Annotated in this window: 12 protein-coding genes; 5 read left to right on the plus strand and 7 right to left on the minus strand. The window is 59.9% G+C overall.

The window, feature by feature from the left end:
* Window positions 1-58: 58 nt before the first annotated feature.
* The 7 genes from OCK02_RS25735 to OCK02_RS25765 all read right to left on the minus strand — a co-directional run bounded on the left by OCK02_RS25735 (window position 59) and on the right by OCK02_RS25765 (window position 6,845).
* Complete coding sequence (locus OCK02_RS25735) at window positions 59-763, minus strand: autoinducer binding domain-containing protein (protein ID WP_263815506.1); 705 nt, start codon at window positions 761-763, stop codon at window positions 59-61.
* A gap of 32 nt (window positions 764-795) precedes the next feature.
* Window positions 796-2,046: an aminotransferase class I/II-fold pyridoxal phosphate-dependent enzyme gene (locus OCK02_RS25740; RefSeq protein ID WP_263815507.1), complete on the minus strand. Its 1,251-nt coding sequence runs from the start codon at window positions 2,044-2,046 to the stop codon at window positions 796-798.
* Window positions 2,047-2,126: 80 nt separating this feature from the next.
* Complete coding sequence (locus tag OCK02_RS25745; protein WP_263815508.1) at window positions 2,127-2,840, minus strand: winged helix-turn-helix transcriptional regulator; 714 nt, start codon at window positions 2,838-2,840, stop codon at window positions 2,127-2,129.
* 76 nt (window positions 2,841-2,916) lie between these two features.
* A complete protein-coding gene (locus OCK02_RS25750) occupies window positions 2,917-3,981 on the minus strand; it encodes an extracellular solute-binding protein (RefSeq protein WP_263815509.1) in 1,065 nt (354 codons plus the stop codon).
* Window positions 3,978-4,778: an ABC transporter permease gene (locus OCK02_RS25755; protein WP_263815516.1), complete on the minus strand. Its 801-nt coding sequence runs from the start codon at window positions 4,776-4,778 to the stop codon at window positions 3,978-3,980. The genes OCK02_RS25750 and OCK02_RS25755 overlap by 4 nt, the downstream gene beginning before the upstream one ends.
* A gap of 76 nt (window positions 4,779-4,854) precedes the next feature.
* Window positions 4,855-5,736 carry an ABC transporter permease gene (locus OCK02_RS25760; protein WP_263815517.1) on the minus strand — a complete coding sequence of 294 codons (882 nt, stop codon included), beginning with the start codon at window positions 5,734-5,736 and terminating at the stop codon, window positions 4,855-4,857.
* Between the two features lie 2 nt (window positions 5,737-5,738).
* A complete protein-coding gene (locus tag OCK02_RS25765) occupies window positions 5,739-6,845 on the minus strand; it encodes an ABC transporter ATP-binding protein (RefSeq protein ID WP_263815510.1) in 1,107 nt (368 codons plus the stop codon).
* A gap of 208 nt (window positions 6,846-7,053) precedes the next feature.
* On the opposite strand from OCK02_RS25765, the gene OCK02_RS25770 reads away from it, so the two are divergent.
* From OCK02_RS25770 to OCK02_RS25790, 5 genes are all read left to right on the plus strand, one after another.
* A complete protein-coding gene (locus OCK02_RS25770; RefSeq protein WP_263815511.1) occupies window positions 7,054-7,743 on the plus strand; it encodes a GntR family transcriptional regulator in 690 nt (229 codons plus the stop codon).
* A gap of 140 nt (window positions 7,744-7,883) precedes the next feature.
* The gene (locus OCK02_RS25775) at window positions 7,884-9,182 is read left to right on the plus strand and encodes an aspartate aminotransferase family protein (protein WP_263815512.1); all 1,299 of its coding nucleotides are present in this window, start codon (window positions 7,884-7,886) and stop codon (window positions 9,180-9,182) included.
* Entirely contained in the window at window positions 9,179-10,894 is a 1,716-nt protein-coding gene (locus OCK02_RS25780) for an acetolactate synthase catalytic subunit (protein WP_263815513.1), read from the plus strand. The genes OCK02_RS25775 and OCK02_RS25780 overlap by 4 nt, the downstream gene beginning before the upstream one ends.
* The gene (fabG, locus tag OCK02_RS25785) at window positions 10,891-11,667 is read left to right on the plus strand and encodes a 3-oxoacyl-ACP reductase FabG (RefSeq protein ID WP_263815514.1); all 777 of its coding nucleotides are present in this window, start codon (window positions 10,891-10,893) and stop codon (window positions 11,665-11,667) included. Before OCK02_RS25780 ends, fabG begins: the two co-directional genes overlap by 4 nt.
* Before the next feature lie 15 nt (window positions 11,668-11,682).
* Window positions 11,683-12,378 (plus strand): winged-helix domain-containing protein, encoded by a 696-nt coding sequence (locus tag OCK02_RS25790; RefSeq protein ID WP_263815515.1) that lies wholly within the window; start codon window positions 11,683-11,685, stop codon window positions 12,376-12,378.
* Window positions 12,379-12,410: the final 32 nt, after the last annotated feature.

Genomic DNA, 12,410 nt, shown 5'->3' on the forward strand with positions numbered 1-12,410 from the left:
GAAGTTGTCGAGATTGGCGGGCGCACCCCACAAACTCCGCCTTTTGTTGGCCATTAAATCATATCAACTGGAGCTTTGTCGCGATGGCTGTGGCTTGAGGCAGAGACATGGCCTCTAAGGTCTTGCGGGCATTGTTCAAATGGAAGACGACAGTTGATGATTTGATCTCCTCCATCGCCGCGATGTCCTTCATCGACTTGCCCTCTGCGGCCCATCGCAGACACAACGCCTGTTTTGGGGTCAGGGCCGTCACGATTGTCGCGGGCGCCGTTCCAGTGCAAGTCTGTAGGCGGCAATGGAGTTGTGCGACGGCTGTTGCGGCAACCACTTCGTCGACCGGGAGATCGGTGAAGCGTTCCGGTCGGAAGGTCGTCATGGTCAGTATAGCCAAATGGCCGAAGCCTGTCTTGATAGGTATGGACAAGCCGCCAGACATGCCGGCTGCCTGGCACGCCAGCAACAGATCACTGGCGTGAGACCTTGCCAGCGTGCTCCACTGCTTGAGGTCCCAACGAAATGCCCGAACACTCTTCCTTGCCAAGGTGATGACAGGATCGTGCAACGCCCAGTTTTCCATCAGGTATCGCGCCTGCCATTCGCGTGGGGCATTGGAAACCAGCTTCGTGCCGGATGGCCTGATATCCAGGTAGATAAATCGGTCAAAGCCGGCACGCTCGACGATACGTCCCAGTTCACGTTTCAACATGGCGGCGTCCTGCGCCGTGGAAGCAAGGTCAATAATCTTGAGCAGCCATCTTTGCAAATTTCACACCTCCCAGTTCCGGCCAGAATCTCTTACAGCTGCTGATTAACTTCTTCTTTGATGCTCTGGATTGCCGCGCAAAGGCCACGGATCTCGGTTTCGCTGTGTGACGCAGTAAGGCAGATCCGGAGGCCAGCCTCGCCACGTGCGACCGTGGGGAAGAAGATGGCGGAGGTGTAGAAGCCGAATTGAAGCAACTGGCGGGCGGCAGCCACCGCAAGGAGCTCGTCTCCAAGGCGAACGGTGCGAATGGGGAGAACGGAATGGCTGTCCCGTGATGGCAGTAGCTCGTCGAGCAGGGCGAGATTTTGCCTGAGTGCCTGCTGTCTTTTGGCGAGTTCCTCCGTTCGGTGAATTTCCGCGGACGCAAGTGCGGCGCCGATTGCGGCAGTGTTCAGTGAAGCGGAGAATGCATAGGCGACTGAAAATCGCCTGAACAACAGCTCTTGAGTCGCGGTCCCCAACATGAGGATGCCGCCCGATGCGCCAAACCCCTTGCCTAGAGACGCGGCGACGATGGTTCGATCACCAAGTTCCGAAAACACGGATCGCGCGAAACCTGAGCCTTCAGTGCCAACAAGGGAAATGCCGTGAGCGTCGTCGATGTAGAGGAAAAGCCCGTAGCGGTCCTGCAATGACAAGAGATCGGCAAGCGGCGCAGATCCGCCCATCGAATACACGCCGTCGCAGACATAGATGACGGCTGGATGGCTGCGGCACAGTGCTTCCAATGCGGCCATGTCGTTGTGAGGAAGGGTCTCGACCCTCGTTTCTGCGGCAATCGTCGCCTTGTGATAGGCCAGCGTAGCGTGGGCCAGGCGGTCGAACACAACAAGCGGCTTTTGCCCTCCTGTCAGATGACCCGATGCCAATAACGGAAGAGCGCTCATATTGGCCGCAAGGACCGTTGTGAAGGTCAGGACCTTTGCGCGGAACAGACTGGAAAGGTTGGTCTCGAGCTCTCCCAGAGTCTCGAAATTGAGACGGGTCCGGGCGCACGACCAGTGCAAGGCGCCGGCTTTAAGGATCCCTTCCGAAGCGCCGGAAACGATGGCAGGGTGATTGTCGAGGCCCAGGTAGGAGCAGCGGACGAAGTCGCTGACTCGGGGGCCATTTTGCGCCAACTGAACGACGCGGCCATCGCGTGGCGTGGCATAGATCGCCATGATTCCCTGGTAATGGGCTGCTTCGAAGCTGGGGCCGGCGGCGGTGATCATCGCTGCGGTATTTCGGAACTGACGAGTGACGGACCGACCCCGGGAACTCTCAGCAGCGTTTGGCATGACACTCTCCACTTGCTACCAGTGCGAGAATTAGGCCATGCGGCGCACGCCGTGACAACGAAGTTCCTGCTAAAGAATTATCAAGATTTTTCAAACCCGATGGCGGCGTCATCGACGACGAAACCGGTCGAGCGGATCGTTCGAATTATCTTCTTGCCCGTCGTCTGTTTCAACCGGCGTCTGAGTTTTGCGATGTGCACATCGACGGTCCGATGTTCGACATGGAAATTGGGTGGCCAGGCGGCTTGGATCAGGTCATTTCGATCTCGTACACGTCCGGGTTCTTCGATAAGCCGCTTGAGCAGTCGGAACTCGATTGGACTGAGCTGGGCCGAGCCAAGGTCGGATTTGATCATGCGCAAGGACTCATCGATTTCCAGATCGTCAAACCGCAGGCTTGGCTGCAATCTCGCGCGGGAAGCGCCGTGCCGTCTGTCGCAAAGACCGCGCAGATAGGCGATGACGTGCTCGGGGGAGACGGGCCGGATCAAAGCTTCGTCGATGCCTGCTTTGAGCAATGGGAGAAGATGGGATTCCTGTCGTGCTGGAATGAGCGCCAAGAGCGGGAGATGGGCGGTTGCGGGGTTCGACTTGTGGGCCCGGCAGAACAAAAGATTGGTGCCTGGATCCGTGCTGCAATCCACAATCGTCGCCAGGGCGGCAGCAATTCTAGGCTCGGAGAGTGCCTCCACGGTCTCCGCCAACGCCGTCGGAAAACCGGAGTTGGTCAGGATGTGGCTTATCAGAAGATAAAAGTCTGGATCCTTGGAATGGATGACAACGAGCTCGGTCATTGATATTGCCCCAATCTTCGCCTGTGACCTTCGTCAGCCGGCGCTCGCCGGCTGACGAAGGCAACTGTTGGCCTCCCTAGCGCACCCAATTGTTCCAGCGCTGCAGGAGCATGCCGGCGTTTGCATTGATCCACTCAGCGTCGGGAATGATCACACTGTCCTTGAGGTCCGTGGTCGTCGGCATGGACTTGCGCGACTCGGCGGACATCAGCGCGATGGCATCGCTGCTTGGCGGCGTGCAGGAAAGTATGTCGCAGGCCTCGGCCTGCACAGCCGGATGATCGAGCCAGAATGCTATGAGCTTGAGGGCGTTGCTCTTGTTGGGAGCCCCCTTGATCAGGGCAATGCGGTCGCCAACGAGGAACGATGCCTTGTAGGACCAGTCGATCGGCAACCCCTCGGTTTTCATCGCCTTAGCTCTGGTCAGCCAAATTTGGCCAAGGTCGTATTCGTTGTTTCGGAAACCCTGCACGCTCTGGTCGCCAGTCTTCCACCAAAGGGTCACATTGTCTCTGATTTCGTCGAGTTTGCGAAATGCCCGGTCGACATCCAGAGGAAAGAGGTCTCCCTTTTCGACGCCGTCTGCCAACAGTGCCGCGGCGAGGACGCGCCAGGGATCGTCGAAGTTCGGGAATGCCCGTCCGCCTGGATAGGCGGTCAGGTCCCACATATCGGTCCAGGTCTCCGGTACCCTTGTTGCTCTGTCGTTGCGATAGACGAGCAGGGTTGCCGTGGACTGAAGCAAGACCCCTCCGGCTGTACAAGCGTTGCTGGCAAGATCGGGCCTGGCAGAATAGGCTGCGCAGAATTCCGTAAGATCTTCGGTAACCGCCTGGTGTGCCTTGGACGCTGCCTGGATTTCCCCGTCGAGATAGAGGTCCCAGTTGATATTGCCGGCCTTGACCATGGCGGCGGCCTTGGCCCGCATTTCCGCATTCGTGGCGGAGACTACGGTCACGGCGATGCCCGTAGCTGCGGTGAAGGGGTCGAACCAGGCCTTCTTCAATGCGCGGTCGTAAGCGCCGCCTGTCGATGCGATGATGACCTGTTCCCGAGCCTGCACCGGGATGGCAGACGTTGCGAAGACAAATACCGCAAGCCACGAAAGCCGGCGTGAGAATATGCGTCCTGTCGAATTCATGGGCATTCACTCCTCTGAGTTCTGGATTTTTTGTCTGCAGAAAGAAGGTGGGCGAGTGCGATAAGGCCAAGCGATGCGACGACGAGGACCGTGGATGCCGCAGCTATGACGGGGGTCAGGTTGAAGTCGATGTCTTCGAACATCTTGCGGCTGATGGTCTTGCCATCCACGTCGGAGATGAAGAATGCAACCGTTGCCTCGTCGAACGAGGCAAGAAAGGCGAAGACCGCGCCGGAGAAAATGCCAGGTGCGATATTGGGGAACGTCACGTGCAGGAAGGTCTGCAGGCGGTTGGCGCCGCAGTTGAGACTGGCCAGTTCCAGGGCCGGGTCAACACGTTGCAAGGCGGCTGTTACCGTAATCACGACGAAGGGGACGGCCAGAACCGTGTGGCCGATCAGGAAACCCGTCAGACTACCTGTTAGGTCCAGAGGGGCGAACACCAGATAGAGCGCCACGCCGAGCACGATGTGGGGCACGATTATCGGCGCAAGCGACAGCGTGTGCAAAACACCTTTGAACGGGAGATTCCCTCGGACCAGTGCCAGTGCCGTCATCGTTCCCACGCTCGTGGCGACGAAACAGGTTGCGAAGGCGATCTTCAGGCTGAACCAGGTGGCAGACATCCAGTCTCGATCGTTGAAGAATGCCCGATACCACTCCAAGGTCAGACCTCGGGGAGGAAACTGCAAATAAGCGGTGGTGCTGATCGACATCGGAACAATGATGAGGGTCGGCAGGATCAGAAAAAAGAGAAGCGCGGTGATGCCGATGGCCTGAAAGCAGGAGAGGATCATCTGCAGCGTGACGTCGATGGAGCGCTTCTTCGTCGGACTGCAATCCGCCGCACGGGGGCGCTGGATGACGTTTCGGTCAATGAACACTTTGGAACCCCTTGCTCAATGAAATTGCTTTGCGGAATACGACGACCGTGAGCAGGGTCACGGTCAGGAGAATTGTTGACAGCGCCGCGGCGAGCGGCCAGTCGAGAAGGACGACGGTTTGCTGACCGATCAGGGTCGCCATCAGCATCGAACCCGGTCCACCAAGCAGCGCCGGCGTGATGTAGAAGCCGAGTGCGAGAACAAAGCACAGAACGGAACCGGCAAAGACGCCCGGCAGACTAAGCGGGAATGTGACCAGCAAGAACCCGTGTAAAGGCCCAGCGCCCAGATTGGCGGCAGCACGGGCGAGGTCTGCGGGCAAGGTTCTCAGCGTGGCGAAAATCGGGAGAATTGCGAAGGGCAGCAGAATATGGGCCATGCCGAGAATGACCGCTCCCTGCGTGTAGAGGAGTTTGAGCGGCTGGTCGATCAGACCCGTGCTGTGCAGCAGGTCGTTCACGATGCCATTTCGCTGCAGCAGGACGATCCATGCATAGGATCGAATGAGGACCGAGGTCCAGAGCGGGATGAACACGCACGCGGCAGCCAACAATGCGGCGCCCCCACGCAGGCGTGTCATGGCGTATGCGACGGGATAGGCGAGCAACACGCAGATGACCGCGACGGACGCCGCAGTTGCCATCGTGGTTGTCAGGACGCCGAGGTAGAGCGGGTCGCGCCCGATCCGCAGGTAACTGGCACCACCGTTTGAAAGGCTGAGCCTGACCAGTTCGGCAACCGGGTAGACGAAGCCAATAGCCAGAATGCCAAGGAGCGGCAGGACAAGCATCACAGATGTCAGCGAACTGTAACGACTGGCATTGTCGGCACCGGCCAGGACACGTAAGGCCCGCTTCGGGGAACTGGGCATGTTCACAGGCGCCTCCCGTCGTCGGCGTGGAAAAGCTTCATCTTGTCGGATGGCAAATCGATCGCGAGCCTCCCGCCCGGTTCCGGCAGGGAGGCAAATTCATTCGGTACCTGCATGCGAAGGGTCTGCCCTTCCATGCCTGTCAGGCTGACATGTGCAGTCCGGCTCGCGCCGGAGAACACCAGGTTTTCGAGCGTTCCCGGCAAGCCCGAAGTTTCGCTACCAGGCGGGCAAATGCGGATGTGCTCCGGTCGGATCGCGATTGACGCTCTTGCCCCGACAGGCAGTGGCTGCTTTCCGTTCCTGACCGTCTCGATGATTGCGCCCGTGGCGATGCGGATCGTCGCAGTGCCGCAGTCGGATCCGACGATCACGCCCGGGATAAAATTGACCGTGCCGACGAAATCAGCGACAAAGGCGCTTTGCGGTTCGGTGTAGAGCTCGAGTGGACGGCCGATCTGTTCGAGCCGGCCCTTGTGCATGACCGCCACCCGATCCGACAACGTTAGTGCCTCTTCCTGGTCGTGCGTGACGTACACGATGGTTGCGCCGAGTTGCTGTTGAAGTCGTTTGATTTCCAGTTGCATCGTCTCGCGGAGCTTCTTGTCGAGTGCCCCCAAGGGCTCGTCCATGAGCAGCACAGGCGGGTTGAACACCAGCGCACGACCGACTGCGACGCGTTGCTGCTGTCCACCGGAGAGCTGGTGCGGATAACGATGTGCAAACGGGCCCAACTGCACCATGTCCAACATGGAGTCGACGCGCCTGCCGAGGTCGCCGCTGCAATGTCGCTTCCGCATTCGCAGCGGAAACTCGAGGTTCTTGCGAACCGTCATGTGAGGAAACAGGGCATATCTCTGGAAGACCATCCCGATGTCGCGTCGGTTCGGTGCGAGCCGCGTGATATCTGCATTCCCAACAACGATCGAGCCGGTCGTCGGCCGCTCGAAGCCGGCGATCATTGTCAGAAGCGTCGTTTTTCCCGATCCCGACGGGCCGACGATTGAGACAAATTCCCCCGCCCCGATTTCGAGATCTGTCTCATGAACGGCGTACGTCGTATCATATGCTTTGCGGATTCCGCGAAGTGAAAGGCTCTGTCCGATCAATTCATTCCCCTTTTATTCTGCTTGGATGCTTTTCGAGTTCTGCGAAGCCAGCTCAGAAAACGATCGACTGACCTCGATCCGGCGCACGGGGCGGTGACTTGCAAACCCTGCAACGGTATAGGTTTTAGTGCGCCAAACTTTGCAAAAGCTTCATATTTGCATTTTTGTTGCACCAAAAAATGGGTCTGTCAACACGCTTGAGGTGAATATGAGTGCGACACAATCGACATCGGGAAAACAGATGCAGGCGCCTAATCTTGGCGATGCCACCTATGAGGCGTTGCGCGACCGATTGACGCGCGGGGGCTATCGACCTGGCGACAAGTTGACGGTGCGGTCGGTTGCCGAGGCGTTGGGCGTCAGTTCCACGCCGGCGCGGGACGCGATCAACCGGCTGGTTGCCGACAATTCGCTTGTCTACGCGGGCCCAAAGACGGTCATCGTGCCGGTACTGACCGAGGCTGACCTGAAGGAGATAACGCATATCCGCTTGGCGCTTGAGGGGCTGGCGGCGGAGCTTGCGATTGAAAGGTGTCGATCGGAAGATGTTGAAAAACTGATAGAAATACAGACAAAAATCAATTCCGCACTTTTGGCGAAGTCCTATGCGGCGGCGCTGTGGCACAACAAGGAATTTCACTTTCTGGTCTACCGCCTCAGCGGAATGCCGCATCTGGTCGCCATGATCGAGGCGCAGTGGCTGCGCGTCGGGCCGTCCTTCTATGGGCTGTACCCGCACTTTGCCGAGGAGCGGCAGGGTGTGCGCAACCATCAGATGGCGATAGAGGCCATGCTGGACGGTGATCGAGGCGCCTTGCGGGCAGCCTTTGAGAACGATATCCGCGAAGGCTATCGCCAGTTGCGCTCTGCGCTTCAGAAGAGGGCGATCCAGATGTAATCTTTTTTGTTGCGTGGGCTTGACGTCTGCATGTTTTGTTGCAACAAAATATGAAGCTTCCATAAAGCTACGACCTTACCGCAACAGAAAGCAGTCCAATGCATAGCCATGCGCCAGCCGGCCCGGCGGGGGGGTGCCCCATGTCCAGCCGTCTCTACCGCCGCGGTTGCCGGGTTCTACCGGGCGGCCTCACCCGATCCACCATCGAACTCGATCCCCACCCGATCTACATGGCCGCTGGAAAGGGCGCCTACGTGACGGATGTGGACGGCAACCGCTTCCTTGATCTGAACAACAACTTCACGACTCTGATTCATGGACATGGCTTCGAGCCCGTCGCCGAGGCTGTTAGCCGGTTGCTACGCAGCGGAACCTGCTTTGCCAACCCGACCGAGCACGAGATTGCCCTGGCCGAACTGCTCGTTTCCAGGATCCCGGCGATGGAGCGGGTTCGCTTTGTCAACACCGGGACCGAGGCTGTCATGTTTGCGATCAAAGCAGCCCGAGCCTACACGGGCCGGTCGGCCATTGTCCGCTTTTCAGGCGCCTATCACGGCGCCTACGACTGGGCCGAAAACGGGCAGAACGGTTCTCCTTCCGGCTTCGCTCCGCGGCTTCAAGCCTATCGTGGCGCGCCCGAAAGCATTGCGGATGATGTCGTCGTATTGGACTTCAATCGGACCGAGGTGCTGGAAGAAGTCCTTGCAGCACACGCCGGGCGTCTGGCGGCGATTCTCATCGATCCGGTGCCGAGCAGGGCCGGGCTTCTCGCTCCCCTCCCCGACTTTATCGAGCGTCTCTCCAGTTTCGCCCGCCGCAACGGCACACTCATCATCGCTGATGAAGTTCTCAATCTGCGCCAGGGCTATCAGGGAGCATCGGCAAGATTCGGACTTCGTCCGGATCTCGTCACCGCGGGAAAGATCATCGGTGGCGGCTTTCCGATCGGGGCGATCGGAGGCCGCGCGGAGGTCATGCAGGTCTTTCGCTCGGACGGAAAATCACCGGCCGTGTCCCAAGGAGGTACATTTGCCGCCAATCCTGTTTCCATGGTGGCCGGGCGCGTTGCCATGGAAGCGATGACCCCCGATGCCTTCATCCAATTGGAAGAGCTGGCAGATCGGCTGAGAAGTCGGTTGATATCGATCGCCGCGCGTCATGGCGCTGCCTTCTCGGTGGCCGGGAGTTCATCCTTGTTCCGTATCCATGCCAAGCGGACGCTGCCGACAACCTATGCCGATGCCGTCATGTCTGACGCAGAGGCCAAAACCATGCGCCGTCTTGGCCGGTTCTTTCTCCGCAGGGGTGTCTTGTTGCCCTTTGGCGCGGCGGCCTGCCTTTCGACGGCGATGACGGCCTGTGACATCGATGCCGTCGCCGACGTCTTTGAAATGTTCATCACCACAGATCAGGAACGCAGCCAGGAGATCCCGTCATGAATAACCTTTCCATCGAGCAGACCGTCGCCGACCGTGTGGCGGAGGCGCTCTTGCGGCACGAGGTCGAGTTTCTTTTCGCGCAAAGCCTGCCCTCCGCCCTGGTGCTTGCTGCGGAAGAGCGGGGCATCCGGCAGATTGCCTATCGCCAGGAGAATATGGGTGGGGCGATGGCTGACGGCTATGCCCGTCTGTCTGGCAGGGTCGGCGTGGTGGCCGCGCAGAACGGCCCCGCAGCGGCACTTCTGGTGCCGCCGCTTGCCGAGGCGCTGAAGGCCAGTATTCCGGTCGTGGCGTTGGTGCAGGAGGTCGAACGCGACCAGGCCGACAAGAATGCCTTCCAGGAACTCGACCACATTGGGTTGTTTCAGGCTTGCACCAAATGGGTCCGGAGGGTCCACGTCGAAGACCAGATCGAGCATTATGTCGAGGCGGCGTTCACGGCCGCAACCTCGGGCCGCCCGGGGCCTGTTGCCTTGTTGCTCCCGGCGGATCTGCTGCGGGCGCGCATCAACCCGCAACAGGGGCTGAGACGCATGAGCCTTGGCCGCTACCCGCTCGATCGGTGCCGGCCGAGTGACGAGGTGATCAAGCGCGCGGCACGATGGATCGCGGAAGCAAAGAGACCGGTCTTGCTCGCAGGAGGCGGCGTACACGGTGCGAGCGCCTCATTCGAGCTTTCCCGGATGCAGGAGCTGGCGAGCCTGCCGGTCTGCACCACGAACATGGGTAAGGGTGCCGTAAGTGAATTCCATCCCTTGTCGCTCGGCGTGTTGGGATCTCTGACAGGCCCTCGGTCCCTCGGAACCCACACCCGGCCCTTTCTCGAGAAAGCTGACCTCGTCATCCTGGTCGGGACGCGCACCAACCAGAACGGCACCGACAACTGGAGCCAGATCCCGTCATCAGCCAGGCTGCTTCATATCGACATCGACCCCATGGAGATCGGGCGAAACTACGAGGCAACCCGGCTTACCGGCGACGCAAGGGAGACCGTCGAGGCCTTGTGCGATGCACTTGAGACCGAGGACCTCACCTCGCGCCATGCAGGTCGCGCTGACCTTGAACGAGAGGTCGCCGGCTGCTGGGCGCAGTTCGAGGAAGAGCGCCAGTCAGTGGCGCGTTGCGACGACGGCCCGATACGGCCCGAGCGGGTGATGAGTGAACTGCAACCCTGGCTCGACCGCGATCTGACTGTCGTTGCCGACGCCAGCTATTCGTCTATGTGGGTCGTCGGGCAATTACGAGCGCCGCGCGCAGGATGCAGGTTTGTGACGCCGCGCGGGCTGGCCGGCCTCGGGTGGGGCGTGCCGCTTGCCATCGGCGCCAAACTCGCCGAGCCGGACAGGCCGGTCGTCGCGGTCGTCGGTGACGGCGGCTTTGCCCATAGTTGGGCGGAACTAGAAACCATGGTGCGTCTCAGAATTCCCGTCGTCATCATCGTTTTGAACAACGGCATTCTCGGTTTTCAGCGTGACGCGGAGACGGTAAAATTTGGCCGGTTCACATCGGCGTGCCATTTTGCGCCGGTCGATCATGCCGCATTGGCCGTCGCTTGCGGATGCCGCTCGGCCCGTATCGAGGATCCGGCTCACCTTTCCTCGACGATAGCGACTGCCATTGAATCGAACGAGCCCTTCGTGATCGAGGTCATGACGGATCCGGATGCGCATCCGGCGCTTTCGATCTTTGCGGCGATGGACCAGGCGGCGTGACGGACCAACGGCCAGAACGGGTCGCGGTGGTGACAGGTGGTAGTTCCGGCATCGGGCTGGCCACGGTCACCACCTTTCTCGAGGCCGGATTCAACGTGGCCTTCTTCGGTCAGAACCCGGACCATGTCGAGTCCGCCAGAGACCGGCTCGTTCGCCGCTTTGGTGCCGATCGGATCTTGGCAGGGTGCGTCGATCTTGCCTTGCCGCAGGAGATTCCCGGTTTCTTTCGTGCGGTGGACGCGCACTGGCGACCGGCCGACACGCTGGTCTGCAATGCAGGCATCTCGCCCAGGGACGAGAACGGCGCAACGCCGTTCCTGAAGCTGAGCCTTGCGGAATGGAACCATGTCCTTGCCGTCAACCTCACCGGCACGATGCTGTGTTGCCAGGCGGTGCTGCCGACCATGCTGGAGCGAGGGTTTGGCCGTGTCGTGTTGGTCGGCTCCATCGCTGGTCGGACCGTCCCCCGGGTCGCCGGAACCGCCTATGTCGTTTCGAAGGCCGGACTGGCCGGACTTTGCCGTTCGCTGCTCGCAAGCAGCATCGGCAGCGGCGTGACCGTCAACATGATCGCACCCGGGAGGATACTGACAGAGATGACCGGACCAGCTGACAGCGAGACCAACCGTGCCGCTCTCCGTCGGATCCCCGTCGGCCGTTTGGGGGAGGTCGCCGATATCGCCGCGGCCGCTGCCTTTTTGGCCTCACAAGATGCCGGGTTCATCAACGGTGCGATCGTCGACGTGAACGGAGGAGAATTTGCGCCCTTGTGAGATCGGAGACCGTTGATGAGCAAGGTTCTCGTTTGCGCCGCAGACGCGCAGCTTTTCTTGATGCTGAGACATTTGCTGGTTTGTGAGCGTTTTGATGCGGTGCTTGCCAGCACGTCATCGGAGATCAGGTCGATGGCCGGGCTGGACATTTCTGCGCTCCTGATCGCCTGGCCGGGCGAAGACGGAGAAATGCCGGCTCTTCTTTCGTGCGCGCGTTCGCAGTTCCCGTCGGCTTCCGTGATACTTCTGTCAAGGACCGAAGCGGCAGTCCGTCCCGGCGAATGCGATCTCTTCCTTCAGCGTCCTTTCGACCCGGCGACCTTAATGGATTTTCTGCGTCGTCTCGCTCATTCTCAACGGGTAGTCGCAGCCGACGACCAATCGGAAAACCTCCTCAGGTTTGCTGATCTGGAGATGAACCTCGCAATGATGAGCGTGCGCAGGGGTGGAAATCCGGTGCATCTGAGCGCCCTGCAGTTCCGTATTCTGCGCCGGCTGCTGCAGGAACCGGAAATGGTCTGCGATCGGGAAGTGCTCATAAAATCCTGTTGGCCGAGCAATGCGGACGTTGAACTTCGCACTGTCGATATTCACATTGGTCACGTTCGCCGTGCGCTCCAGGCGCGGGGCCCGGATTTGATCCGGACGGTTCGCGGCAGCGGTTATGCCCTCCAGCACCCGGAGGCCGGATGCGCCGATCAGTCGACATAGTCGATTGGCTTTCGTTAGCCGTGTTGCGATGA

Origin of the sequence: Rhizobium sp. TRM96647, assembly GCF_025780115.1 — a bacterium.
In the GTDB taxonomy this organism is placed as follows: Bacteria; Pseudomonadota; Alphaproteobacteria; order Rhizobiales; family Rhizobiaceae; genus Mycoplana.

Excerpts from the sequence above, each read along its gene's own strand:
- OCK02_RS25745 (WP_263815508.1), bottom strand. The coding sequence starts at position 2,840 with ATGACCGAGCTCGTTGTCATCCATTCCAAGGATCCAGACTTTTATCTT.
- OCK02_RS25775 (WP_263815512.1), top strand. The coding sequence starts at position 7,884 with ATGTCCAGCCGTCTCTACCGCCGCGGTTGCCGGGTTCTACCGGGCGGC.
- OCK02_RS25755 (WP_263815516.1), bottom strand. The coding sequence starts at position 4,778 with ATGATCCTCTCCTGCTTTCAGGCCATCGGCATCACCGCGCTTCTCTTT.
- OCK02_RS25750 (WP_263815509.1), bottom strand. The coding sequence starts at position 3,981 with ATGAATTCGACAGGACGCATATTCTCACGCCGGCTTTCGTGGCTTGCG.
- OCK02_RS25760 (WP_263815517.1), bottom strand. The coding sequence starts at position 5,736 with ATGCCCAGTTCCCCGAAGCGGGCCTTACGTGTCCTGGCCGGTGCCGAC.
- OCK02_RS25780 (WP_263815513.1), top strand. The coding sequence starts at position 9,179 with ATGAATAACCTTTCCATCGAGCAGACCGTCGCCGACCGTGTGGCGGAG.
- OCK02_RS25790 (WP_263815515.1), top strand. The coding sequence starts at position 11,683 with ATGAGCAAGGTTCTCGTTTGCGCCGCAGACGCGCAGCTTTTCTTGATG.
- OCK02_RS25770 (WP_263815511.1), top strand. The coding sequence starts at position 7,054 with ATGAGTGCGACACAATCGACATCGGGAAAACAGATGCAGGCGCCTAAT.
- OCK02_RS25740 (WP_263815507.1), bottom strand. The coding sequence starts at position 2,046 with ATGCCAAACGCTGCTGAGAGTTCCCGGGGTCGGTCCGTCACTCGTCAG.